The following is a 25,258-nucleotide window of genomic DNA, read 5'->3' as shown; positions in this document are numbered from 1 at the left end:
TATCTCATAAAACTTATTTTATTTACAATTGTTCGTTAATTCTATCAGCGTGATTTCCGGTCGTTGACCGATGCGTCCGGCAAAGCCGAGGTAACCTTCGCCGCGGGAAACGTATAATTGGTGTCCATTCGTTTCGTACAATCCGTTGTATTCGGGGTAGATGTATTTTGAAGGACTCCACCGGAAGCTGCCGATTTGTATCCCGATTTGCATGGCATGGGTATGGCCTGCCAGCATGAGAGCCACGGGATAGCGGATTACCTCGTCCCGCCAGTGTGACGGGTCGTGGGAGAGGAGTATCACCGTGTGTCCTTCCGTGCCTTGCAGGGCTTGTGGAAGGTTCCCGAAACAGGGGAAAGGTGGACGTCCGCAATTCTCGACTCCGGCAAGATAAATCGTATCGGTACCGATAACGAGGGGAACATTGGTGTTGTTTAGCATGTGGAAGCCTGCCGCTTCCATGTTCTTGAAGAATTGTTTCAGGTTATCCGCCTGTTCTTCCCGGGTAGCCCATCTCACGTATGTACCGTAGTCGTGATTACCCGTGGAGGAGTAGACGCCGTATTTAGCTTTCAGTTCTTTCAATTGGTCAATCCACGGGTTCATTTCCGAGGCAAAGCTATTGACCATATCCCCGGTAAACACGATAAGGTCGGGGTTCAGCGCGTTGACTTCTTCCACGAGTTTTTTAATACCGGGATAATGCTCCCCGTAACTTCCCAAGTGCAGGTCGGTTAGTTGCACGATACGATACCCGTTGAAATTGTCGGGAAGTTCTTTAATGCATACTTGCTGGCGTTCTATTTTGTAGTTGCAGCGTCCCCACGTGATACCGTAAAAAATGACTAAAAAGGAGAATAGGGCGATGCCTAAAGCTGTTCTGCTTATAATACGGGCAGCCGGAATGCATTTTAATTTTCGTAACAGGATTGCAAACGCGTTGATAATGATATATAGTGTTTTCGGGGTATAAAAAAGTAAAATCACGGAAACGCCTTTGCCTACCCAAAAATAGGCTTCCGGTCCTTTCAACGTGGGAATAAAAAAATGGTACACGAAAATACAGGCCATGAAAAACAAGGAGTGTGCCCAGAATAGACAAGTGTAAATTCGTTTTCTCAAGTAACGTCTGATTTGCAAATAGAGTAGCGAGTCATTCAGTAACACGCAGAGAAGTCCGGCAACGAGTATGAACAGTCCTGTTTTCATGTCAGTTTATTTAAAAATGAGTGTACCGAAATGTTCCGGTTGGTGAAAGTCCGGTTTGGGTGTTTTCACGGGGTGCCATGTCACGAAATGCGGGTGTGGCAATTTGTTACCGCATTTGTGGATATTACCTCGGATGGTAGTACCCGGTTTGGGTTGGAATTTATGTCTGAAAAAAACGGTGTATGGTATTTTCACCATGAGCGACCATTGATAGTAGGCTTCGTCCGGGTTCTCGTTGTTGAACTTTATCGTGGAGTCACGGAGAATATCGCTATCCAGTCTGCGGGGTATGGGTCTTCGTTTCTCCCGGCTGGTGCCGAAGGCTCCCAGTACCGTGCCGATAGCGTTGAGCTCGATGTTGTAATATCCCGTGCATTTTTCCGGTTGTATGAAAAATTCGACGCATGAGTCTTCCCACACGGGAGAGCAAGGCGTGAGCGCCGTGGCACGAAATTCATATTCCTGCACGTCGAATTTCAAGAAAAGATGGTGTTCATTGTAGGCAATCCGGAAATAAACTTCCGGCTTGTATGGATATACATCCGGCCAATTGATTTCCTTCAAGTTTATTCGGTTACATTCTCGGTCTAGGTGATAGCTTAGAGCCTGTAATGTTTCACTACTCGCTACTTCCGGAAACTTTTTTATTTCAATGATATCCATGATATGAGAGAAAATAAGACGTGTCAGGCAATTTTCACCTGACACGTCGGTATAATGTTTTAGAACAGGCCGGTAATTTTACCGTTGTTGTCAATATCTATTTTTTCCGCGGCGGGAATATCCGGTAAACCGGGCATTCGCATGATACTACCCGTGATCGGTATGATAAATCCTGCTCCGGATGCTATCTCGATCTGGCGTACGGTAACCACGAAATCTTTCGGGCGTCCCAGTAATTTCGGGTTGTCCGAGAGTGATTTTTGTGTTTTGGCGATACACACCGGAAGTTTGTCCAACCCGAGATCCATTACTTTCTTCAGGTCGGCTTTGGCCTCTGCCGAATAGTCTATCGCGGCGGCACCGTATAGTTCTTTGGCAATGGTTTCAATCTTTTTCTCCACGCTCCAGTTCCAGTCGTAGAGAGGTTTCATGCTGCAAGTGCATTGCTCTGCCACCTTGGATACCAGTCGGGCAAGGTTTTCGGCTCCTTCACCGCCTTTTGCCCAGACTTCGGCGACTTCCATGGGTACGTCCAGTGCTTTACACGTTTCGGCAAGGAACGCAATCTCTTCGTCTGTGTCCGTCACGAATTTATTGATCGCTACAACGGGGCAGATGTTGAATTTCTTCATGTTCTCGACTTGTTTTTCCAAGTTGCCGATACCTTTCTTCAAGGCTTCGAGGTTCGGTTCTTTCAATTGGTCGAGTTTCATTCCCCCGTGATATTTCAAAGCTCTCACGGTAGCCACCATGACCACGGCACTGGGTTTCAATCCTGCTTTCACGCATTTGATGTCGAAGAATTTCTCCGCGCCCAAGTCAAAACCGAATCCGGCTTCCGTGACCACGTAATCGGAAAGAGTCAAGCCCATGCGGGTGGCGATGATAGAGTTCGTTCCTTGCGCGATATTGGCAAAAGGACCACCGTGTATAATGGCGGGGTTGCCTTCCAGAGTCTGCACGAGATTGGGTTTGATGGCATCTTTCAACAAGGCTGCCATAGCCCCGTGCGCGTTTAAATCACGGGCGTAAATCGGTTTCTTGTCAAACGTGTAACCGATGAAGATGTTCCCGAGTCTGTTCTTCAAGTCTTCAAAGTCGTCCGACAAGCAGAGGATAGCCATTACCTCGGAAGCGGCAGTGATGTCGAATCCGGTTTCACGGGGAATACCGGCAGATGTACCGCCCAATCCCACGATGATGTGGCGTAGCGAACGGTCGTTCATATCCATTACCCGTTTCCATGTCACCGTGCGCGGGTCGATGTTCAACGAGTGGGTTTTGCTCTGTATGTTATTATCAATTAAAGCGGACAGTAAGTTGTGGGCTTTCTCGATAGCCCCGAAATCACCCGTGAAGTGCAGGTTGATGTCTTCCATGGGAACGACTTGTGAATATCCGCCCCCGGTGGCACCTCCCTTGATACCGAATACCGGACCTAGCGAGGGCTCGCGCAACACCACGGTGGCTTGTTTGCCGATGCGGTTCAATCCTTCCGTCAGACCGATGGAGATGGTCGTTTTTCCTTCACCCGCGGGGGTGGGGGAGATGGCGGAAACCAGTACCAGTTTTTTCCCGTCGATTTTTGATTTATCGATCAGGCTTAACGGTAGTTTCGCTTTATATCTTCCGTAGGGTTCCAGTAGATCCCTATCGATTCCTAACTTATCTGCGATCTCGTAGATCGGCTTTATCTGTATGGAATTGGCAATTTCAATATCTGTTTTCATACGCGTGTAGTTAATGTTATTTTAATATGAATTTTGTTGTCCCGATCTGTTGGTTGTCCGAGAACAAATCGGCAATGTATTCTCCTTTTTCCAGACTGCCGTCATTCGGCCAGAATATGGCGATTTCCAGTTTTTCGCCCTCGTACTCTATTTCGCGTCTGGCGGAATAGGTCAGCGTGGCGTTTTGGTATTTGAAAAATGATTTACTGGATGCTGCCAATACTTGTCCGTCCGGGCGGGTAATCCGCAGGTATATCATCCGGGGACCTCGTTTGGCCGTGATATTTCGGGCAAGCGAGAAGTCTGCTTTCAGTTGGAAACATCTTCTCAAGTTGGTTTCTTTGTCGTTTTTATTGACGCAGTACACTTTGAAGTTTTCAACGGATAGCGTACTTGCTTTTTCGAGGGTTTCCGCCAATTGTTCGGTTTTCTGTTCCAGTGTTTTATTCCTGTCCCGAACCCAGTCCATTTGTTTTTTCACCTCGGTGTTTTCCGCTACCAATTTCCGGTTCAGTTGGTTCAGCGAGTCGATTTGCACCACGTAACTTCTCAGAACTGTTTTCAATGTCCCGATTTCTTTCTTGTACCGGTTGATCTCGGCGTAAGAATTATTACGGAATTCTTTCATTTTCTCCATGAGCGAGGCTATTTTCTCCTGCTCGTGTGCCAATTTGTTGTTCAGTGTATCGTTATCTGTTTTTAAATTGTCGTAGTGATGACTCAAATCCGTCAATTCTTGTTGAAGTTCTTCCTTTTCGGCCGTGATGGCAACCATATTTTCCCGGTTTTCTTTTTTCTCGATCATGAAAAAGACAAAAAGGACGATCAGTATAGCGGACAGAACGCCGATGACGATGAGTAACGTCTTATCTTTCTTGCTTTTAATGAGTTGTTTTTCTTCCATATTTATATTCGGTTTTATGTTATAACAAAAGCTTGGTTATTCATTTCAACAAATATAGATATAAAACGTTATAGAACGGAGAAAGGATTAGATTTTATAAAAATTTAGCACTTGTTTTTTTGATTAAATTTTTCTAATATTGTAATCGGCGTTTTGAATATTATATTTTGAACCCTTGACAAAGCTATAATTTTAAACAGGGAGTTACTATGACGGAAGAATTTTTGCAATACGTGTGGGCGAATTCTCTTTTCACGAGCACGAGATGCCTTTCAACGAAAGGAAAAGAGGTGGAGATTTTGAATGTCGGTTTACAAAACCGGGATGCAGGACCAGACTTTTTCAACGCGAAGGTGCGGATTGGCGATGTCGTGCAAGCGGGAAACGTGGAAATTCATCAAAAAGCGAGTGACTGGTTTCGGCACGGGCACGAGAAAGACACGGCGTACGATAACGTGATTCTTTCCGTCGTGGCGGATGCCGACATGGAAGTGCGTGATTCTAAAGGCAGGGAAATAGACGCGATTACCCTTCGGTATGACGTGCGGTTATGGGATGAGTACATCTTTATGCAGGGTGTTCCCGTGGAACCTCGTTGTTACCGGAATTTGCGTCGTGTTGATCCGGCGCGTATGGATATGCTTTTCACGGGATACGCGATCGAGCGGCTGGAACGGAAATGCGGGGATATTAAAATAATACTGGATGAAACACGGAATGATTGGGAAGATTGTTTTTACCGGATGTTGGTTCGTTACTGGTCAGGTAACGTGAACGCGGAGGCGTTTGCCCAGTTGGCACGGGATTTATCCTACAAGAAGGTAATCCGTTGCAGTGATAATTTGTTTCGGGTAGAAGCCTTGTTACTGGGGTATTCCGGGTTATTGACGGGATTGGAACAAGAGGACGATTACACGATAGCTTTGCGGGAGGAATACGAGTATCAAGCAGCTAAGTTTCATCTGACTGCAATGGAACGGGCACGATGGAAGTATATGCGGATTCGTCCGACTTCTTTCCCGACGGTACGGTTGGCTCTTCTGGCGTCTTTAATGATGCGCTTCAATTTTTTGCTTTCCGCCGTGCTGGAAGCGGAGCATTTGCCGGAGGTGTATAAATTGCTGGACGTGCAGGCTTCCGACTATTGGGACTCGCATTATAAACCGGGTGTACCCGCCGCGAGGCAAGTAAAACGATTGGGGAATAGCATGAAGACCGTTATCGTGATCAATGCGATTATCCCTTTCCTTTTTATTTATGGCAGGGAGAGAAAAGAAGAGCGATATTGCGACAAGGCTATTCAATGGTTGGAAGAGTTGGAAGCGGAACGCAATCACGTGACTGAGGCGTGGACGAAACAGGGTATCGGGTTGAAGTCCGCTTTACAATCGCAAGCGTTGCTTCAAATCAAGCGGGAATATTGTGACGCTCACCGGTGTTTGCATTGCAAGATTGGTGGAGAGGTGTTTCGAAGTGTCGTGAAATAATCAGCCGGGATACAATGGCTAGCCTGCCCTTGAACTAGGGGAAGTCTATATTTAGGGGTGGGTTTAAGGTGACTGTTAGGTGGCTTTTAGGCGGCATCGCCTACACTTTGCCCACACTTCGCCTGCGCTTCGCCCACGTTTTAGTAAACAATACGCTTTTTTAACATTCACGGGTGGTGATGTTTCCCGCGAAACAGAAGAGCAAGGGGATGTCAGTTTGCAGGTTACGCGAGGGGTTGATTGTAGGAAATGTATAATTGTGGGGTTGCCTGTCCCCGGGTTTTTCAAGGTATGGAAAAGGGAATGACCGATTTGTCGTGAGGTCATTCCCTTTGTACAGTTTATATATATGAAGGTGTTATTTCAACCCTTTTCTTTTCAATAGAGGCTCGATGGACGGTTCTTGTCCCCGGAAGCGTTTGTATAGTGTCATGGCGTCTTCCGATCCGCCTTTTGCCAGAATATTTTCCCGGAATGATTTTGCTTTTTCGGGATTGAAAATGTTTCCGGTTTCCTTGAAAGCCTCGAAAGCGTCGGCGTCCAGTACTTCTGCCCACGTGTAGGCGTAGTAGCCGGAGGAGTACCCGCCCGCGAATATGTGCTGGAAGTAGGGACTGCGGTAACGTACCGTGATTTCGGGAATCAGCCCGATCTTATCCAGCGTGGTTTTCTCGAATTCATTCGGGTTCACGAGGTCTGTCGTGGTACGTGTATGGTAAGCCATATCCAACAGGGCGGCAGCCATAAACTCGGTGGTGACGAAACCTTGGTTGAAATGTCCGCTCGCTTCCAGTTTGTCAATCAAGGATTGCGGGATTGCCTCACCGGTTTGATAATGGCGGGCGTATATTTTCATCACTTCGGGATCGGAAGCCCAGTTTTCCATGATTTGCGAGGGGAGTTCCACGAAATCGCGGGGAACGGATGTTCCGGATACCTTATTATATGTACATTGAGATAACAACCCGTGAAGCGCGTGCCCGAACTCGTGGAAGAGGGTTTGTGCCTCGTCGAAACTGAGTAGGGCGGGTACGTCTTCCCCGGCAGGTTTGGTGAAGTTGCACACGTTTGTGATGACGGGGGATACTTTTTTACCCAGCGCAGACTGTTTCCGGTAGGAGTTCATCCAAGCTCCCGAACGTTTGCTTTCTCTCGGGTGGAAGTCCATGTATAGGATACCGATATGATCGCCGTTGGCTTCTTTTACCTCGAACGCCAGTGCGTCGGGGTGGGGGACGGGAATATCCGCTCGTTGCGTGAAGGTGATGCCGAATAGCTTGTTGGCGGTGTAGAAGGCTCCTTCTCTCACGCTTTCCAGCGGGAAGTATTGGCGGAGTTCGTTTTCATCCAGCCCGTACTTGCTCTTTTTCACTTTCTCCGCGTAATAACGCCAGTCCCAAGGTTGTAATTTGAAGTTCTTACCTTCCTTACGAATCATACGTTGAAGTTCGGTTGCCTCTTTTTTGGCAATCGGTAGAGCCGCTTCCCAGATTTGGTTGCACAAGTTGTAAACGTTCTCCGGGTTTTGTGCCATGTTATTGTCAAGGATAAAGGCGGCGTGGGTGTCGTAACCCAGCAATTGCGCTTTTTGTACTCGCAAAGAGGTCATCTTGGCGATGATTTCCTTGTTATCGTATTCGTTGTCGTTGTTACAACGATTAATGTATGCCTTGTAGATTTTTTCTCTCAAATCACGGTTGTCGGCATATTGCAAGAACGGGATCATGCTCGGGTTGTGGAGCGTGAAAACCCATTTGCCTTCCAGTCCGGCGTTTTTCGCTGTTGCCGCTGCCGTGGCTATCACGTTGGCGGGAAGACCGGATAGGTCTTTCTCGTTGTCGATAACCAGTTTGAAGGCGTTGGTTTCGTTCAGAAGATTTTCGCCGAACTGCAAGCTTAACACGGATAACTCGCTGTTCAAGCGTTTGTATGTCTCTTTGTCTTCGGGGGAGAGGTTTGCACCACCTCGCACGAAGTCTTTGTAGTATTTATCCAATACGGTCAACTGTTCCGGGGTGAGATTTTCTTTGTTCCGGTTCTCGTACACGGTCTTGATGCGCGCGAATAGCTTGTCATTTAAGTTAATGGCATCCCTGTGGGCGGTTAGCTTCGGGGTGATTTCCTTGGCGATGGCTTTGATCGAATCATTCGTGTTGGCACCTTGCAGGTTCCCGAAGACGGAAGCGACTTTGTTGAGCATTTCCCCGGATGCCTCGAGGGCGTCGATCGTGTTTTTGAAAGTAGGTGGTTCCGGGTTGTTGATAATCGCGTTGATTTCAGCTTGTTGCTGTTTCATCCCTTCCTCGTAAGCCGGAATGTAGTGTTTGTTTTTAATTAAATGGAAGGGCGGAACCTCGTGAGGGGTTTCGTACGCGTTGAAAAATGGATTTTCATTCTTCACTTGCCCTGATTGGCAGGATTGCATAGCCAATCCCACGCAACAAACTAAGTAAGTGATTTTCTTCATTCGTAAAATTTTAATTGGTTATTGATTAAGGTTTGCAAATTGTCATTTGCAAGTTACAGGTTGCAGGTTGGCAGGTTACAAGTTATTGTGTGACTTGAATTGACTTGCTACTTACAAATTGTAACGTCACGCGTTTGCGTGCGACAAATATAATAAAAGTTTGCAAATTATCATTTGCGGGTTATAGGTTACAAGTATTATGGAATACCTTTTATTAACTTGTAACCTGCAAACCTGTAACTTGTAACGTGACGCATTTATGCGTGACAAAATATACAAGTAAATGATTTTCTCGCTATTTTTGTGTGCTTAATAAGATTTTGATGTTATGAGTGTAAAAGAGAATGTAGCAACATTTGTCACGAAGTTGCCTAAGGTTATATTATTGTGCGTGATTGTTTATTTGATTTCGTTGAATTTCAAGAGCGCGGAGGAGAACAAGGGAGAAGATGTGAAGACGGAAACAGAGGTTGTTCCCTTGGATGAAGTGAAGAAATATTTTCCCGCTTGCACGGGTATCGAGAAAGTCAGTGAGGTGCGTTATGACGTGAAGAATAACGGGGACGTGATAGGTAAATTGATCGTGACGACGCCGATAGCCGACGATCTGATCGGTTATTCCGGGAATGTACCTTTATTTCTGGCCGTGTCCGGGGAAGACGTGATTTTAGGACTTACTTTATTAAATCATAGTGAGTCACCCGGTTTTATCCGTCAGATAACGAGGAAAAATTTCTTCTCGTCATGGGACGGTAAGACATTGGAGGAAGCGGCAGAGATGAACGTGGAAGCCGTTAGCGGTGCCACGATGACCACGGATGCCGTTCGGGGAAGCGTGAAGAAAGCGTTGAATTTTTATTTCGAGCGTGACGGGGGCGGACGGCATACGGATTGGTTGAAACTGGTTCGTCATGCTTTGGGGGGATTGGTAGTGCTGTTGGCTCTGGCCAGTATGTTCTGGGGAAGCCGGATGAAGAAGTGGCGATTGCCGTTACAGGTGGCTTCCATTCTGATTCTTGGTTTTTGGAGCGGGTATTTCGTTTCGTTCGAGTTGTTGTTCAACTGGTTGTTGAACGGGATTCCTTGGGGGGCGCGTGTTTTATTGCCCGTGATCGCCGTGTTGGCGATAGTATGTCCTTTGTTTCTGAACAAGGCGTATTATTGTGCTTATCTCTGTCCGTTCGGGGCGGCTCAAGAAGTGATGGGGAAAATCCGCAAGAAAAAAATCGTCCCGAAGGGTATTTGGAAAAATATTTTCAAATATACCCGGGTTACCTATTTTATGGTGATCATCGCTTTGTTATTGTGGGGAATCCCGCTGGAATTGGCGTCTTTGGAACCTTTTTCTGCGTTTCTGTTGACGGCGGCATCGAGTTGGGTGATCGCGCTTGCCGTGGTATTTTTAATCTTGTCAATATTTTTTTCTCGCCCGTGGTGTAATTATTTTTGTCTCACGGGAGAGTTGTTGGATATTTTGAGAAAGGGCGATACAAAGGTAAACCCGGAGAGATGGAAGAAGGTGTTTCGGGAATGCTTGGCGTTGGTGATTTTCTTGGGAGTATTGTATTTTATCTTACAGTAAAAAAATATTGAAACTTTTTTATCAAAACACTTGATTGTTTGAATTAAAAGTGCGTAATTTGCATCCTGTTTGGAAAGCGTTTATAAAATATTGAGAGAGATGTCAAGAATTTGTCAAATAACTGGAAAGAAAGCGATGGTTGGTAACCATGTTTCTCACTCTAAGAGAAGAGTAAAGAGAACATTCGAGATCAACTTGTTTAAGAGAAATTTTTATTGGCCGGAAGAAGAAAGATGGGTACGTTTGAATGTATCAGCTGCCGGATTGCGCCTTATCAACAAGAAAGGTATCAATGCTTGCTTGAGAGAAGCTACTGCCAATGGTTTAGTTAAGAACGTATAAAGTAAGAAGAGATGGCAAAGAAGAGCAAAGGAAATAGAGTACAGGTGATTTTGGAGTGCACGGAGCATAAAGAATCCGGTATGCCGGGAACTTCTCGTTATATCACTACCAAAAACAGAAAGAACACACCCGAGAGAATGGAGTTGCGTAAATACAACCCGATTCTGAGAAGAGTAACTTTACACAGAGAAATTAAATAATTAAGCTATGGCAAAGAAAGTTGTTGCAACATTAAAAACAGCAGATGGTAGGGGATTCGCGAAAGTGATCAAAATGGTAAAATCTCCGAAAACCGGTGCCTATACTTTTAAGGAACAAATGGTTCCCAACGAACAGGTAAAAGATGCCTTGAAAAAGTAAGATTTTAAATCTTCATATATGAAAGGAGCGTCGTGAGATGCTCCTTTTTCTGTATATAGATAAAATATTTGTTCCCGTTGGAAAAAAAATTCGGTAAAAGAGTAACCTATTTGAAATCTCCCCGTAAAAGAACACATATTAGCGAGCAAGACACAAGAAATGATTGCTAAAATTGAAAGAGTTAGTTTGAAAGATTGAAAAAATAAATTTCCTCGATTTTTTTTCGGGAAATAATGAAACCTTTCTTTTTCGGCGACGTTAAAGAGAGTATATTAGATGATGAACTTATGATTTATTTTTAGCTGTTATTAGATTGAATCATCTAGCATAAAAGAGAGGGGATAGCTTTGACTATGGTTTAAGCTGATTTTCTGAGAGAGTTCTTAATGGTACTGGAATATGTTCTACGGGACACCACGCACACACACCACACACACAGACGCACGCACACACACACACACATACAACATCTTTTCGTCAGTCCCAATATATTCCATTTAAGACTTACAGGGAATCCCTCCTTTTTTATTTATGATTTTAGATTTATGATTTAGTGTGTATATAACCCTTTTGGATTCATATAATTTTTAACCTTTTCATTTCCAGTTTTCGGTATTTCCAATGTCAATTTTTAGTATCTTTGTAAGTCAGTTTTTAAGGCCAAGGAAAATTCATGGATTACAGAGAAGAAGATAGCAATATAGCCATATATGGTGCCAGAGAGCACAATTTGAAAAATATAGATTTAACGATACCTCGCGATAAGTTGACGGTAATTACCGGGTTAAGCGGTAGTGGTAAATCGTCGTTGGCATTCGACACGATTTATGCCGAGGGACAACGTAGGTATCTGGAAACCTTTTCCGCTTATGCCCGTCGTTTTTTGGGTGGAATGGAGCGTCCTGACGTGGATAAGATCACGGGATTAAGCCCGGTGATCTCTATCGAACAGAAGACGACGAACAAGAATCCCCGTTCTACCGTGGGTACAACCACTGAAATTTACGACTTCTTGCGTTTGCTGTATGCCCGCGCGGGAGTGGCTTATTCTTATGCCACGGGAAGCAAGATGGTGAAATATACCGACGAGCAGATACAGGAGTTATTACAGAAAGATTTCGAGGGGAAGCGTATTCTTATATTGGCTCCCGTGGTGAAGGGACGTAAAGGACATTACCGGGAGTTGTTCGAGAATATGCGGAAGAACGGGTTTATTTCAGCCCGCGTGGATGGAGAGATACGGGAAATCACGATCGGGATGAGCGTGGATCGTTACAAGATGCACGATATTGAAATCGTGGTGGATAAAATCGTGATGGAGCAAGTTGACCAGAAGCGCTTGAAAAACTCCGTGGCGACAGCGATGAAGCACGGTAAAGGGGTGATGACGGTAAAAGATTACGAGAGCGACGAGATAAAATATTACAGCCGCCATTTGATGTGCCCGGACACGGGTATCTCTTATAAAGATCCGGCGCCCCATACTTTTTCTTTTAACTCTCCTCACGGGGCGTGTAAAAAGTGTAAGGGATTGGGATACGTCAATCAAGTGGCGATGGATAAAATCATACCGGATGATTCGCTTTCTATTTATGCCGGGGGTATCCTGCCCTTGGGGAAATATAAAGGATCTCTTATATTTTACCAGATTGAGACGATATTACGGAAGCATGGTGCGGATATCAAGCAACCGATTCGGGATTTACCGGAGGAGGCTCTGACAGATATTTTGTACGGTTATCCGGGACAGTTCCGGTTAGAGAATGCCGAGATCGGGGTATCATCCAATTTCCTGACGACTTACGAGGGAATTTTGAAGTACGTGACCATGCAGGAAGAGAATTCCACTTCCAAGAAAGCCAACAAATGGGCGGAACAGTTTATCTCCGTGGCGACTTGCGATGTTTGTAACGGGCAACGGTTGAATCAGGAGGCTTTGCATTTTCGGATAAACGGGAAGAACATTGCCGAATTGGCAAATATGGAATTATCCGACTTGTACGAGTGGATTTGTGACGTGGAGGTACATTTGGAAGAGAAACAGAAACAGATCGCCGGGGAGATTTTGAAAGAGATTCGTACCCGCTTGAAATTCATGTTGGACGTGGGATTGGAATACCTTTCTCTGAATCGGCAGTCGATGACGCTTTCGGGGGGAGAATCCCAACGTATCCGTCTGGCAACGCAAATCGGTTCGCAGTTGGTGAACGTGCTTTATATTCTGGATGAGCCGAGTATCGGGTTACACCAGAAGGATAACCGGAAATTGATTCATTCCTTGCAGGAATTGAGAGATAACGGTAATTCCGTGATTGTCGTGGAACATGACAAGGAGATGATGGAGAATGCCGATTATATCGTGGATTTAGGTCCCAAGGCAGGACGGAAAGGGGGAGAGATTACGGCTATCGGAACTTATTCCGATGTGCTGAAAAGCGATAGCCTGACGGCGCAATACTTGAACGGGGAGAAGGTGATTGCCGTGCCAGCGGTTCGGCGCGAGGGGAACGGGAAGAAGATTACCTTGAAAGGTTGTACCGGGAATAACTTGAAAAACGTGAGTGCCGATTTCCCGTTAGGTAAGTTTATCTGTATCACGGGTGTGAGCGGTAGCGGTAAATCTTCTTTGGTGAACGGTACGTTGCATCCGATATTGAGTGCTCATTTTTATAATTCGTTGACGACGCCGTTACCTTACGAGTCGATCGAGGGGATAACCAATATAGATAAAGTGGTCGTGGTAGACCAAAGTCCGTTGGGGAAGAGTCCCCGTTCGAATCCTGCCACTTACACGGGACTTTTTACTGATATTCGTAAGATATTCGAGAAGTTGCCGGAATCACAGATTCGGGGATACACGGCAGGGCGTTTCTCGTTTAACGTGAGTGGCGGACGATGTGAAGAATGTAAAGGGGCGGGGGTGAAAACGATCGAAATGAACTTCCTGCCGGACGTGTACGTGCATTGTGAAGCCTGTGACGGTAAACGTTACAATAAAGAAACTTTGGAAGTCCGTTACAAGGGAAAGTCGATAGGTGACGTGCTGAATTTAACGATCAATCAGGCTGTCGAATTTTTCGAGAATCTGCCTCATTTGCAATTGAAGTTGAAAATGTTGCAGGATGTAGGTTTGGGATATATCAAGATCGGACAGCCTTGCACGACGTTGAGCGGGGGAGAGTCGCAACGTATAAAACTGGCCACGGAATTATCCAAGAAGGATACGGGAAGAACCTTGTATATACTGGATGAACCCACGACCGGATTACACTTCGAGGATATCAATATCCTTTTAGGGGTACTGCAAAAGTTGGTGGATAAAGGGAATACCGTTATCGTGATAGAGCATAATCTCGACGTGATAAAAGTAGCGGATTATATTATCGATATGGGTCCCGGTGGAGGTAAAGCGGGTGGTACAATCGTGTGTACCGGAACTCCGGAGGAAGTTGCCAAGAATAAAAAATCGGAAACCGCTCCTTTCTTGCGGGAAGAATTCGGTTCGTGATTCATTTTATCTTCTTGAAAAAACGGCGCCACACGTAATCTTTCGTGTACGGGTCTTTCGAGGTGAGAATGAAAGAGGCTTTGCCCACGATGAAATCTTCGGGGATGGGACCGATGTAGCGGGAATCACGGGAGTCGAAAACTTTATCACCGGCGATAAAATACCAGTTTTTCCGGAAAGTGTATTGTCGGATAAGGCTGTCATCGAGATAGATTTGTCCTCTTCTGATGTAGAGAGGGGTTTGGGTTTCGTGGGTGATTATTCTTTGATACAGGGAGTAATTGGACGTGTCGATCGGGATGGTACTTCCCGCGGCAGGGATGTAAAAGGGACCGAAGTTTTGAATGTTCCAACCGTGACGGGTATCGAAAGGAAAAGCGCGGTAAATTCCGTCGGCATAATCTCCCCGGTAGCGGTGCAAGCGTTGTTGATCCTGCATATTGCCGTAACCGCTTTTGCCGTTCACGAAATTGATGCCTTCCCGGATAGACAGCGTGTCGCCCGGCAAGCCGATACAACGTTTCACGTAAAAAGTTTGCGGGTCCATTTCCCATTCCCCGTGTTGATTATACTTGGGAAAGTTGAAGACGATCACGTTGTTTCTTTCCAGAGAACCGTATCCCGGAACCCTTACCGTTTCCGGTCGTGCCCCTTCCAGAAAATCGAAGTTTTTATAGAAGCGTGCTCCCATGTACAGCTTATTCACGACAATAAAGTCACCCGGCTCGATGGTCGGGTACATTGAGTCGGAAGGAATACTGTAAAAATCCACGATAAAAAACCTCATGATAGCGGCAATCACGATAGCTAACAGGAATGCCCCGACGTATTGCAATATGTTCTTGACAACTTTTTTCATTTCTTTATGGAGATAAAAATACGTTCTAAATAGTAATAAAACAAGGGAATCACGTACAAACTGACTAAAGTCCCGATCGTCATGCCTGCGATCAGGGTAACGGACATGGAGCGTTGTAATTGTGAACCGATATCATTTCCCCATAGCATGGGAACAATGGCCAGTATAGTCGTGAGGCTGGTCATGAGAATAGGTTTCAAGCGTCGTACCCCGCCCTCGTGAATGGCTTCTTCTAAAGGGACACCTGAACGTTGCAACCGGTTGATCGTGTCTATTTTCAGAATGGAATCATTGATAACGATACCGCTCATCACCACGATACCGATCATGGACATAAGATTCAGTGATATACCGCATATCCATAATACCAGCATGGTGAAAGCGATATCCAACGGTATTTCGATCAACAGGATCAAGGGTAAGGACAAGGACTCGAATTGTGCCGCCAGAATAAAATAGAGCATCAGTATGGCGACGATGATGACCATCACCATTTCCCACAATGTTTCTTGTCCGGAAAAATATTGCCCGTCGAATAGGGTGTTCAATTTCTTTTTGCCCGCTTCTTCACGTATTTGATTGATGATCCGGGCTGTGGAGTCACCGACATTATAGATATTCACGGGAACGACCACACCTTCTTTGCGACCGATAATACTCTTGTAATCGAGTTCTTTTTCCATGCGGGTCAAGGCGGCAACGGGAATATCCAGTTGGTCACTGTTGCTCACGAACGAGGTGCGGATGATGTCCAGTATCGTTTTTTCTTCTCCCGATATGACGATTGGGACATAACGATTGCCCGTGTTGAGCTTCCCGATATTCATTTTGCTGATATTCTTTTCGAGTACATTAATTAGTGAAGATTGGTTCACTTTGTAGAGTGCCAGGCGGTCGGGTAAAATTTCCACCACGATTCGTTCGGAAGTACTCGGTTTGTCTAGTTTTAAGCCCGGCATCAGGGAATCGATATGCTCGATAAAAGCGTTGATCGTGTCGAGTTCGACGATTCCTCTTCGGGATTCCCCGCTAAGGTAGACAATCAAGGGGACATCACTGTCTTTAAACAACTGCTCGAAAAGGTTATCCACTTCCTCGATATCCACTTTGGCTGCCGGGTAAGTGGATTTAATATAGTTCCTGATGTCTTTCACTGTTTTGTCCAATTCGTGGGCGTTTCCCGTGCGGATGTAAAATTCTGCCTCGTTCGTGTTTTGGTTCTTTTCCCGGTTCAAGAAGAATAATTTTTCTCCGGCGTGGCAACTGATCTCTTCACATTCTCCTTCAAAGCGTTTGATAATATCCTTTACCCGGGATTCATTTTCTTCCATGTGAATACTCGCGTTCCAGTCTGTGCGGAGGATCATTTCGTTTGTTTCAATAACGGGCATTCGTTCCACTTTTAACTGCATGGCAATCATTGTTCCCGCGATTAACGTGATAAAACATCCGACAACGATCCATCTCTTGTGGTGGAAAACGACGTGAAAAATAGTCGTGTAATAGTCTTCAAGGTGTTTGAAACTGACGTGTTGTATAAAACGAGTGATTTTCCCCTCCCCGGCATTCCGGAACAAAAGGTGGAATACCACGGGGACTATCGTGATAGACACGAAGAATGAAACAAACAATCCGATGGCGACAGCCATAGCCTGATCGTAGAATAGAGCCCCGGCGATACCGCTCATGAAAATCAAAGGTACGAAAATGGCACAGGTAGTCAGAACCGACGAGAGGAGGGGAGTGATGATCTCGTTCGTTCCGTCCACGCAAGACTGGAGTAGCGATTTACCCCGGTTCCGGTGTTGATTAATGTTGTCAATGGTGATGATCGAGTTGTCGACCATCATGCCCACGCCCAAGATAAGTCCCGATAGAGAGATCGTGTTTATGGATATCCCGATGATTTGGAAGAAGAACATCGTGATAACCACGGATACGGGTATGCTGATGGCGATGATAAGCGGTGAGCGGGCATCCCTTAGAAAAAACAACATGGCTACCACGGCGAGCAAAATTCCTTGCCAGAGACTTTGGATGAGATTGTCAATCGAGTAATTCAACAACTGGGCTTGATCCCTTGAAACGGTAAACTCCACGTCCGGGTATTCTTCACGGAATTGTTCGAGCAAGTCGGTTACTTTTTCTTTCATTTCCGACATCCGGGCGTTTGATTGCTTGATAACGGCAAGACATAGTGACTGGCGGTCGCCGTTGAAGAATATACCTCTTTTTTCCCGGGGACGTATGCCTATTTGTGCCACGTCTTTTATTTGTAACAGTCGTCCGTTGATGTTCAAGTATACTTCTTGCAGTTCTTCCGGCGACATGATTTGCGAGGCAAAACTGATGCTGTACTGGTAATACCCGTCTTTCACGGAGAGATTCCCGGATACTTGATTGTTGTTGTCTATTGCCGTTTTCAGTTGGTCTTGGGTTATTTTCAAGCTTCTCAATTTTGTTTCGTCAGGCAGGATATAGAGTTCCGGGGAATACATCCCGCTGATATCTACCATGGCGATGTCTGTCAGTTGTTCTAGTCTTTTTTTCAACACGGCATCCGTGAACTCGCAGAATTCCAAGAATTTTTCTTCCGATTCGTATTCCTTCAGGTTGATGTTTATATAGAATACCGGGAGGTCGGACGTCGACGCTTTGATGATAGTGGGACGTTGTACTTCCTTGGGAAGGCTGTTCACGCTGGCGTCCACCTTTTGATTTACCTCGATGAAAGCGTAATCGAGTGAGGTCCCGTACTCGAATTTCATGGTGATCAACCCGCTTCCTTCTTTCGATTCCGTCTGAATTTCCGTTAACTTGGGGATTTGCTGCAATTGGTTTCTCAAGCCCGCCGTGATGGTGTTCTCGATCTCGCTGATAGAAGCGTTATCCCACGTGTAATGAATGGTAATCTCCGGGATTTCGATATCGGGCATCAACGACACCGGTAACCGGAACGATGCCACGATTCCTAGCACGATAAAGGCTATCGTGCTCATAATGACTGCTACCGGGCGTTGTATTAGAAAGCGAACCATATTTTAAATTTTAGATTTGATGATTTTAGATTTTAGATTTCCTTGCTCGTTCTGCCCCTCCTTTTCATTTTCAACTTTTAATTTTCCATTTTCAATTGTAAACGTCATTGGTAAATATATAATCAGTACCGGAAGCGAGAATGCAAGACCACTCATGGTGCCGATTGCCATGTTTTTCCAGAAAGGATTGATCTCTCCGATGAGGAAAGGGATAAATCCCAGCAGGGTAGAGGCGATGGTGAGGAATATCGGAACAATCTTGGCGTTGTACGCTTTCAGGTAAGTCCGTATCCCTCTCGGAGCCCCTTGCCTTATCTTGTTGTTATAATCGTTTAGTATATAGAGTACGGCGTTTACCGACAGACCGCTCAACAGGATAAAGGCAGCGAGGCATCCTTCGTCGAATCCTACCCCGAAGAAATACCCCCCCAAGAAGCAGCCAATAAAGGAAATCGGGGTGATACAGATCACGAGAAGGGCTTGACGTAACGATTCCAGTAAAATGGCGCAAATGAAGTAAATGATCCCGATAACCAACAGGATATACAGGATGCGGGCATCGATACCCCCGATATCTTGTTGCCAGTAATTTCTCCATTCGTCCGATTCTTTTACTCGGAACCCCACGGGCATAGTGCGGTTCATGGCTTTTATTTCTCGCTCTTTCACCTTTTGTGACAAGCGGTAAGCCCCGATAAAATCGTATTGTATCTCGACTTCGTACTCTTGGTTCCTTTTGGTAATGTTTTCGAAATCTTTCTCTTCCGTGATGGTGCCTATATCTTGTAGGCGATACACCGATTTGTCCCCTCGCAACGGTTGGTTACGCACGTCCCACACGCTCGCTTCCACTTTTTTGTCCGGTCGGATATCAATGTTCGAGTATTCCCCGTTGATGTATGCCCGCGTGGAGGACGAACCGGAGTAAGTCAATTGGTTCAAGTTACCCAGAAGATTAGAGATGTCGGCGTTGTTGCGGGCGAGTTTTTCTTTATCTACTTCCACGGCAAACGCTTTTGCTTTTGGAGAGCGGTCGCTGCCGATATATAGTTTCTTCACCCGGATATTATTTTCCAGTCTTTTTTTCAGTTGTTGGGCGTATTGCAGTACTTTGCGGTAATTATACCCGATTACTTTCAGGCGTTCGCTCCGGATATCTTCTGACGTTTTGTTCGAGAAGCCTTTGCCTACGCCGTTCACTTCCGAGTCCCCGTTTCCGATCGTGTTGGCAAAGCGTATCAGTTCGTTCTTCACTTGTTCCGGCGAACCGTCTTTCTCGTGTTCCGGTTTGAACGTGATGACCATCTCGGCTTTGTTTGCCGATGACACGTCCGAGGTAAATGCGGCGATGGATTCAAAGCCGGACAAGAAGTTTTCCAGTTTCCCGAAAGCCTCGTTCATCTGTTTGAGCGTGGCACCGTGGGGCATCGTCATGTCGAGCGTGAGTCGTGTCTTGCGGTTTTCCATTTCTTTCCGGCTTCGTGTCCACGCGTCACCCCCGCCTTCCATGAACAAGCGGAGAGAACCGCCCAGGATTTTGTCCGTGTAAGGTTTGATCGTCAAGTAAGTTTCGCTACCGAAAACAGTATTGTACGTGTTGCTATACCATTTTTCCCGGTCTACACTCGATGGCAACAGGAACACGGGGAGCCCGAATCCTAGCACGGCGAGTATCACCGCCACTTTCCTGTATCTCCGCGTGAAGCGGCTGAAACGGCTGTATCTTCGGTTGAACCGGACGATGCGTTTTAGGCGGCGGATGCGTTGTTGTTGATTTTTTTGTTTTAACGGTATTTTTTCCATCAGTGCGGGGACGAAAAAGAGTGCCACGGCAAGCGATACCCCCAAATTAATAATAATCACGGCAGAAAAGTCCCACATGCTTCTCATGATTGAACTGTCCATGTTAAAAATCACGCTCAACGCTCCCACGGTGGTCAGCGTGGCGGCAAGCACGGCAAGGAATGCTTTTCGGTTCCTGTGGTGACGGTAATGGTCGGTCATCACGATCACGCTGTCAATGACGATACCGAATGAAACCGTGATTCCTGCCAACGTGTACAGGTGGATTTCTATTTTGAAAAAATAGTAAAACACGAGAGCGATTAGTAAGTTTGCCGCCAGACAGATCGTGATAATTCCAAGGTAACGGAAATCTCTGCTCACGAGGTACACGAAGAGCAGTAATATCAGAATCGTGAATCCTGTCCGGTACAGAATCTGAGCCAATTCGTCCTTGATCTCCGTGCTGTTGTCCCGGATAAGTTGCACGGAATAGTTTGCCGGGAAACTTTCGGCGAGCCGTTTCATTTCATCTTTGATTCTTCCGGCGAGTTCTATCATGTTCGTGTTCTTTTCCGCGTATACGTTCAAGTTGATCCGGTTCAGCCCGTTGATTCTATAATACGCTGAAGGGTCCCTTTCCCGGTAATCCAGACTCACGATATTTTTCAGGTAGATGATTTTCCCGTTGATCACTTTTATCGGGAGATTCATGATATCGGTTTTATCCTCATCCGAGTTTCCCTTGAACACTAGGTAAGAGTATTTCTTTTCCGGCGTGATTTCGGTCAATACTTTCCCGGCATCATTCCTGTAATAGTAGCGGGAAATAGCACTCGATATATCTGATGCGGTAATTCCAATGTCTGCGAATAATTCCCGGTCATAATGCATCACCCATTCGAACGGGACAGCCCCCGTTACGCTCATGCTCTCCACGCCCGGCATGGTCGAGACGAGAGGGGAGATATGATCTTCCGCGAAAGTGGCGACTTCCTTCGAGTTACCCGGTCCCGTGAGCACGTAATTCATCAATAAACGCCGTTCCGATTCTGTCGCTTTCCCGTCATGAAATTCTCCGCCGCCGACAGCACTCACTGAAACACCCTCCGGCAGTCCCGGTGCTACCGACCGGATGATGGAGGACACGTATAATTTGACTGCATCTATATTTTCTTTTTCATCGATTGTCAGTTCAATCGTTCCGAACCCGTTACCCGTGGAAGAATGCAGCTCTTTCAGTCCCCGGATGCGTGCCAGTGCACCCTCCAGTTTCGTGGTTACCTCCGTTTCCAGCAATTCCGGGTTGGCATTGCTCCACGAGAACGACACGTTCAGCTTGTTCGACCGGGACGACGGTTCCAGTTGCAGCGATAGCCTCGGGATCAAGCTGATTCCCAGTAGCATCATTACCACGAACAGGGTATTTATCGAAAAAGCTGACAAACGCATGTTTTAATTTTAGATTTCTTGATTTATGATTTTAGATTTAAGATTGATAATCGAAAATCGTAATTCATAAATCATAAATTAATTAGTTTTCAATTGTCACGTTGTTCATGTGCGACAACCCAAGATTATTCTCGTGAATTACCGTGTCACCGGGTACGATACCTTCTTCCACGCTGACCTCCGAACTGTTCTCGTAACCCGTGGTGACGTATCGCCAGATGGCTTTCCCCTTTTGATAGACGAACACGACTTTCTTCCCTTGGCGGGGCAATACTGCCGACTTCGGGACAATGATTTTATTATCTATCTGCCGTTTCACGAGAATACTCACGTTCATCCCGTCCACGAGCAAAGCTCCCCGATTCCCGGTAACGGCTTTCACTTTCACCATTCCGTTCTCGTCAATCCGGGGATTCACTTCCGTGATTTCTCCTTTCAGCGTGTGTTCATGATTGGCGTATGGTGTGATTTCCACTTCCATACCCGCTTGGAGGTTGGATATTTCTGTTTCCAGCACGTTGAACACGACTTCCATTTTTGAATCGTCTATCAAGGTGCAGAGCGATTTATATGCTGCCGTCTGGTTATACGGTTTAGCTTCCAAGTCTGCCACGATGCCATCGAAAGGTGCGGTTGTCCTCACGAGTGAATACTCCCGTTGCGCTTTCTTGTAGGCGTTAATGCTGTTTTGATAACCGCTTTGCAGGTATATTGCCTCCATTCTCTTGGGAGGAATCTTCACCGTGTCCTCCAATGACTTCAATCCTTCCGATATCACGGCCAGTTTCAAATCGAGATTCGCTTTTTCCATGGTAAGGCGTGCGTCTTCCAGCGTCTGTTGTGCCTTGTAATCATCCACTATGGCAAGTACGTCCCCTTTTCTCACCCGGTCGCCATTCTTCACCCTCACCTCCCTGATCATGTCCGCCACCTCGAAATTGACAGTTGCCTTCCGTGTCGCTTCCGCCTTCCCGTTACTGATCAATTCCAGATTAAACGGCGCCACTCGTGCCACTTGCACTTTCACCACGTGGTTTTCCTCCTGCTGTTCCATCTTGGCTAGTTCCTCTTCCTCTGTTTTTTTACTCTTGCCATTACAAGCAAGCAAAAGGAGAGAGGTCACGATGGGTAGTATAAACTTGTAATTCATATAACAAACTTTTCAATCCTTTTTACAATTCCTCAAAGGTGGGAAATAATATTTAAAAGACATGTGTGTTAAGTTGAGAGAATCCTGAGAATTAATGCAATTTTTTTCATTTGGATAGAATTTTATTCACATTCGGGTATTGAATTATGTGTATTTTCAAAATATGCTTTTATTTTTTCCGACTCGTTCTTGTTTAATACAATAAAGTTTTTGCAATACCCGAGTGTCATTGAGAACAGAATTGGTTTTTCTCCACGAGAGAGTGTTAATTCTTTTTTTAAACTTACTACATGCCAATTGTATTTTGAGAAAAATTTCTTGTTAGCCCTAAATTTGCTTAATGGGGTTAGAATATAAATAGGTCTTTTAGAGTTTTTTGTGGATAAAGCTATGTCTTCATAGATGGCTGCATTACAATCATCACAAGTAGAAAGAGGTACGTACATAAATAATGCGTCATCAAAATTATCTGCTTTCAAAATTTGTTCGAGATATTTAGATTCTTTTTGAATTTCATTTTCCGATATTAAACGGATTTTTAAATCTGCTCGTGATGTTTCGATTAATATCTCTTGGCTAATAATTACTTTGTTTAAATTTTGGACTATATGATAATGTCTCCATGTTAATAGAATTATAACAATCGTGTATATTATGAATAAAATAATCCATAAACTATTATTCTTTATTTTCATGGGCTTTCGTTTTTACTTTAAGGAGTAGAGGATTGGCATTTTCATCGAGTTGTGGTAAATTATGTTGTTTGGAAAATGTTTTTTTCAGATGATCCGGAATTAAAGTTGATTCAACAATATAATAGAAAAAACCGTTTTGGAAATTGACTGGAAGAATTGCTTCGTTCGTAGGAATGGTAAAACCTGTTATTCCCAAAAAGTTGTAATATTTTTCTATAACAGTAGTTGTTTTACCATAATGAAATGCGTGTAGATAATTGTTTTCAAATTGGAATCCTAAATATAATTCGTTATTAGTAATGAAGATAGGCATTATACGGGCTATATATTCATGATTCTTGATGTTTTTATCGAAATCTACGACACTGGTATACTCTTTTTCTAGTATCTGGTCTGGGATTTGATATTTTCCGCAATCTAAGTTATAATATGGAATAATACCATTTTCTGTTAATTCATATATGGTATAATTTAAAGAGTAATAGAAAAATATTTTTTTATCAAGTTGGACGAAATTACTATTATCTTGATAATGTCGCCAGTTCAATTCATTTTCTTTAATCTCTTTGAATCTCTTGATGATCTTATTTTCTTTTATGGAATAGTAATTAAGACGGAAACTCGAGTTTTCTGAAGACGATGAACCAATATATATAGCCCATAAATCTTCATTTATTTTTATGAAAGATGAGCCGAACACACCGATGTATATCTCGTTGATAAATCTGCCGCCGGGAGAATATTCTACAATTTTGTGCCCATTTCGATCAAGAACGAAAAAATGTTGGTTGTCGTCTATGTAAAAATCTTCTGTTACAATATATTCCCCCGGGCCTCTTCCTTGGCTGGATATTTGAAATGCAAAGTTCCCATCTTTCTTGAATGTGATAATACGATTGTCTGATAAAAAAGTATACATACTATCTTTTGCATAGAATCGTTCTGCCCATGTTAATAAGGATTCTTCTTTTGTTTCAAGCGGAATGACTTCAATAGACGAAGTATCGAAAATTTGTCTCCAATCAATACTTTTAGATTTTGAAGGATTTAACTCTATGCTATAAAGAGTGTTTTTATCATTACTGTTTTTTTGGGGTGAGCATCCTAGTACAAGACAGTATAAAATAAATGAAAGTAAATGTAAAGTTTTCATCGTTTGTAGTTTAATAACGAGAGCTATAAAATTACTATAACTCTCGTTGGATTGATTATTCAGAACAACCGTAATCTTTTTCGTCAGCACAGTAATATTGCCACATTCCACTTCCAATTGGTCTGCCTTTTAGTGGATATTTTTTAGTAGTACTCCCTTCTCCTAAAGCTACAGCTTCAATATTTTTTAAAGAGATAGCTGTCGTTTTTTTTCCGATATTAAGGTTTATTTCGAGGCTTGCGATAATTGCCAACGTTAAAATAGTTGCTGCAATAAGTAATTTTTTCTTCATATTCTTTACTGTTAAAGTTTTTCTATTCTTTTCACGCACACACTATTGTTCTCTCAAACAATTTAAAGATGACGTACATCTTTTTTCCAATAAAAATACTATCTTCGCTTCACCTCCTTACTTTTTTTAGGAGAGGGTAGGCGACAGCCGGGGACGGTTTCTCAAGGTAATTCCCGACGTCGCCTTTACTCTCGGTTCATATTTTTGTTTTCTGTCTGTAACAACGTTTCAAATATATAGCGGAAATTCGGGAAATAATCAATAACAAGTTAAGAGAATCCTCATAATTTTTCACGGGATGGAGGATTTCTGCCCAGTTTCAGGGATGCTTAAGGTGATTTCCAGGATATAATGGACGTTTTAGATTTATTTTATAGAAATCCTGTTGATATGATTTCCCACTCATTTCCCATTCAAGTCCCACTCGAGCTCTATTTTGATAAAAAATATATAGAAAATTACTTGCATTTAGAAAAAAAATGTTGTATATTTATATACTGTTATTTTAACGAGAAAAAGCCGTAACAACCTTGAATAGGGCAAAAATTTTCAAGGAAGACGGCTAAATGTTTAATTAAAAAATTT

At 44.4% G+C, this 25,258-nt stretch carries 18 protein-coding genes; 6 read left to right on the top strand and 12 right to left on the bottom strand.

The features are described from left to right. Window positions 1-18: 18 nt before the first annotated feature. Genes H8S64_RS07710 through H8S64_RS07695 form a run of 4 tightly spaced genes read right to left on the bottom strand, consistent with a single transcriptional unit; the run spans window position 19 to window position 4,506 of the window. Entirely contained in the window at window positions 19-1,209 is a 1,191-nt protein-coding gene (locus H8S64_RS07710) for a metallophosphoesterase (protein ID WP_186975621.1), read from the bottom strand. Window positions 1,210-1,215: 6 nt separating this feature from the next. Next, window positions 1,216-1,872, bottom strand: a complete 657-nt coding sequence (locus H8S64_RS07705) for a carbohydrate-binding family 9-like protein (RefSeq protein ID WP_099292658.1) — start codon at window positions 1,870-1,872, stop codon at window positions 1,216-1,218. A 59-nt stretch (window positions 1,873-1,931) separates the two neighbouring features. After that, entirely contained in the window at window positions 1,932-3,602 is a 1,671-nt protein-coding gene (locus H8S64_RS07700; protein ID WP_099292657.1) for a formate--tetrahydrofolate ligase, read from the bottom strand. 16 nt (window positions 3,603-3,618) lie between these two features. Then, window positions 3,619-4,506 (bottom strand): coiled-coil domain-containing protein, encoded by an 888-nt coding sequence (locus H8S64_RS07695; protein WP_099292656.1) that lies wholly within the window; start codon window positions 4,504-4,506, stop codon window positions 3,619-3,621. A 209-nt stretch (window positions 4,507-4,715) separates the two neighbouring features. On the opposite strand from H8S64_RS07695, the gene H8S64_RS07690 reads away from it, so the two are divergent. Beyond that, entirely contained in the window at window positions 4,716-5,993 is a 1,278-nt protein-coding gene (locus tag H8S64_RS07690) for a DUF2851 family protein (RefSeq protein ID WP_186975620.1), read from the top strand. Window positions 5,994-6,351: 358 nt separating this feature from the next. Here the strand turns inward: H8S64_RS07690 and H8S64_RS07685 are convergent, their stop codons facing one another. Beyond that, entirely contained in the window at window positions 6,352-8,460 is a 2,109-nt protein-coding gene (locus tag H8S64_RS07685; RefSeq protein WP_186975619.1) for a M3 family metallopeptidase, read from the bottom strand. 328 nt (window positions 8,461-8,788) lie between these two features. Here H8S64_RS07685 and H8S64_RS07680 point away from each other — a divergent pair, with 328 nt between their 5' ends. The 5 genes from H8S64_RS07680 to uvrA all read left to right on the top strand — a co-directional run bounded on the left by H8S64_RS07680 (window position 8,789) and on the right by uvrA (window position 14,252). Continuing rightward, entirely contained in the window at window positions 8,789-10,042 is a 1,254-nt protein-coding gene (locus H8S64_RS07680; protein ID WP_186975618.1) for an FMN-binding protein, read from the top strand. Between the two features lie 99 nt (window positions 10,043-10,141). After that, window positions 10,142-10,384, top strand: coding sequence for a 50S ribosomal protein L28 (rpmB, locus tag H8S64_RS07675; RefSeq protein ID WP_099292652.1), 243 nt, complete (start codon window positions 10,142-10,144; stop codon window positions 10,382-10,384). Between the two features lie 11 nt (window positions 10,385-10,395). After that, a complete protein-coding gene (rpmG, locus tag H8S64_RS07670; protein WP_018336620.1) occupies window positions 10,396-10,584 on the top strand; it encodes a 50S ribosomal protein L33 in 189 nt (62 codons plus the stop codon). 7 nt (window positions 10,585-10,591) lie between these two features. Further along, complete coding sequence (locus H8S64_RS07665; RefSeq protein WP_099292651.1) at window positions 10,592-10,744, top strand: DUF4295 domain-containing protein; 153 nt, start codon at window positions 10,592-10,594, stop codon at window positions 10,742-10,744. A 673-nt stretch (window positions 10,745-11,417) separates the two neighbouring features. Further along, window positions 11,418-14,252: an excinuclease ABC subunit UvrA gene (uvrA, locus tag H8S64_RS07660; RefSeq protein WP_099292650.1), complete on the top strand. Its 2,835-nt coding sequence runs from the start codon at window positions 11,418-11,420 to the stop codon at window positions 14,250-14,252. 1 nt (window position 14,253) lies between these two features. Here uvrA and lepB read toward each other — a convergent pair whose 3' ends face one another. From lepB to H8S64_RS07625, 7 genes are all read right to left on the bottom strand, one after another. Further along, a complete protein-coding gene (gene lepB / locus H8S64_RS07655) occupies window positions 14,254-15,111 on the bottom strand; it encodes a signal peptidase I (protein ID WP_186975617.1) in 858 nt (285 codons plus the stop codon). Continuing rightward, window positions 15,108-18,149: an efflux RND transporter permease subunit gene (locus H8S64_RS07650; protein ID WP_186975616.1), complete on the bottom strand. Its 3,042-nt coding sequence runs from the start codon at window positions 18,147-18,149 to the stop codon at window positions 15,108-15,110. The genes lepB and H8S64_RS07650 overlap by 4 nt, the downstream gene beginning before the upstream one ends. 3 nt (window positions 18,150-18,152) lie before the next feature. Then, the gene (locus H8S64_RS07645) at window positions 18,153-21,383 is read right to left on the bottom strand and encodes an efflux RND transporter permease subunit (RefSeq protein WP_186975615.1); all 3,231 of its coding nucleotides are present in this window, start codon (window positions 21,381-21,383) and stop codon (window positions 18,153-18,155) included. A gap of 82 nt (window positions 21,384-21,465) precedes the next feature. After that, entirely contained in the window at window positions 21,466-22,533 is a 1,068-nt protein-coding gene (locus tag H8S64_RS07640; protein ID WP_186975614.1) for an efflux RND transporter periplasmic adaptor subunit, read from the bottom strand. 122 nt (window positions 22,534-22,655) lie between these two features. Then, the gene (locus H8S64_RS07635; protein ID WP_186975613.1) at window positions 22,656-23,228 is read right to left on the bottom strand and encodes a hypothetical protein; all 573 of its coding nucleotides are present in this window, start codon (window positions 23,226-23,228) and stop codon (window positions 22,656-22,658) included. Then, entirely contained in the window at window positions 23,212-24,381 is a 1,170-nt protein-coding gene (locus H8S64_RS07630) for a DUF4934 domain-containing protein (protein ID WP_186975612.1), read from the bottom strand. Before H8S64_RS07630 ends, H8S64_RS07635 begins: the two co-directional genes overlap by 17 nt. A gap of 55 nt (window positions 24,382-24,436) precedes the next feature. Continuing rightward, entirely contained in the window at window positions 24,437-24,673 is a 237-nt protein-coding gene (locus tag H8S64_RS07625) for a hypothetical protein (RefSeq protein WP_186975611.1), read from the bottom strand. Window positions 24,674-25,258: the final 585 nt, after the last annotated feature.

The organism is Butyricimonas hominis, assembly GCF_014287455.1.
GTDB lineage: Bacteria > Bacteroidota > Bacteroidia > Bacteroidales > Marinifilaceae > Butyricimonas > Butyricimonas muris.
This window is presented reverse-complemented; position numbering and strand designations above follow the sequence as displayed.

What these genes read in the sequence shown, in the direction of transcription:
- lepB (WP_186975617.1), bottom strand. Translation starts at nt 15,111, where the DNA reads ATGAAAAAAGTTGTCAAGAACATATTGCAATACGTCGGGGCATTCCTG.
- H8S64_RS07705 (WP_099292658.1), bottom strand. Translation starts at nt 1,872, where the DNA reads ATGGATATCATTGAAATAAAAAAGTTTCCGGAAGTAGCGAGTAGTGAA.
- H8S64_RS07635 (WP_186975613.1), bottom strand. Translation starts at nt 23,228, where the DNA reads ATGAAAATAAAGAATAATAGTTTATGGATTATTTTATTCATAATATAC.
- rpmB (WP_099292652.1), top strand. Translation starts at nt 10,142, where the DNA reads ATGTCAAGAATTTGTCAAATAACTGGAAAGAAAGCGATGGTTGGTAAC.
- H8S64_RS07650 (WP_186975616.1), bottom strand. Translation starts at nt 18,149, where the DNA reads ATGGTTCGCTTTCTAATACAACGCCCGGTAGCAGTCATTATGAGCACG.
- H8S64_RS07665 (WP_099292651.1), top strand. Translation starts at nt 10,592, where the DNA reads ATGGCAAAGAAAGTTGTTGCAACATTAAAAACAGCAGATGGTAGGGGA.
- H8S64_RS07700 (WP_099292657.1), bottom strand. Translation starts at nt 3,602, where the DNA reads ATGAAAACAGATATTGAAATTGCCAATTCCATACAGATAAAGCCGATC.
- H8S64_RS07630 (WP_186975612.1), bottom strand. Translation starts at nt 24,381, where the DNA reads ATGAAAACTTTACATTTACTTTCATTTATTTTATACTGTCTTGTACTA.
- uvrA (WP_099292650.1), top strand. Translation starts at nt 11,418, where the DNA reads ATGGATTACAGAGAAGAAGATAGCAATATAGCCATATATGGTGCCAGA.
- H8S64_RS07690 (WP_186975620.1), top strand. Translation starts at nt 4,716, where the DNA reads ATGACGGAAGAATTTTTGCAATACGTGTGGGCGAATTCTCTTTTCACG.
- H8S64_RS07640 (WP_186975614.1), bottom strand. Translation starts at nt 22,533, where the DNA reads ATGAATTACAAGTTTATACTACCCATCGTGACCTCTCTCCTTTTGCTT.
- H8S64_RS07695 (WP_099292656.1), bottom strand. Translation starts at nt 4,506, where the DNA reads ATGGAAGAAAAACAACTCATTAAAAGCAAGAAAGATAAGACGTTACTC.
- H8S64_RS07680 (WP_186975618.1), top strand. Translation starts at nt 8,789, where the DNA reads ATGAGTGTAAAAGAGAATGTAGCAACATTTGTCACGAAGTTGCCTAAG.
- H8S64_RS07685 (WP_186975619.1), bottom strand. Translation starts at nt 8,460, where the DNA reads ATGAAGAAAATCACTTACTTAGTTTGTTGCGTGGGATTGGCTATGCAA.
- H8S64_RS07710 (WP_186975621.1), bottom strand. Translation starts at nt 1,209, where the DNA reads ATGAAAACAGGACTGTTCATACTCGTTGCCGGACTTCTCTGCGTGTTA.
- H8S64_RS07625 (WP_186975611.1), bottom strand. Translation starts at nt 24,673, where the DNA reads ATGAAGAAAAAATTACTTATTGCAGCAACTATTTTAACGTTGGCAATT.
- H8S64_RS07645 (WP_186975615.1), bottom strand. Translation starts at nt 21,383, where the DNA reads ATGCGTTTGTCAGCTTTTTCGATAAATACCCTGTTCGTGGTAATGATG.
- rpmG (WP_018336620.1), top strand. Translation starts at nt 10,396, where the DNA reads ATGGCAAAGAAGAGCAAAGGAAATAGAGTACAGGTGATTTTGGAGTGC.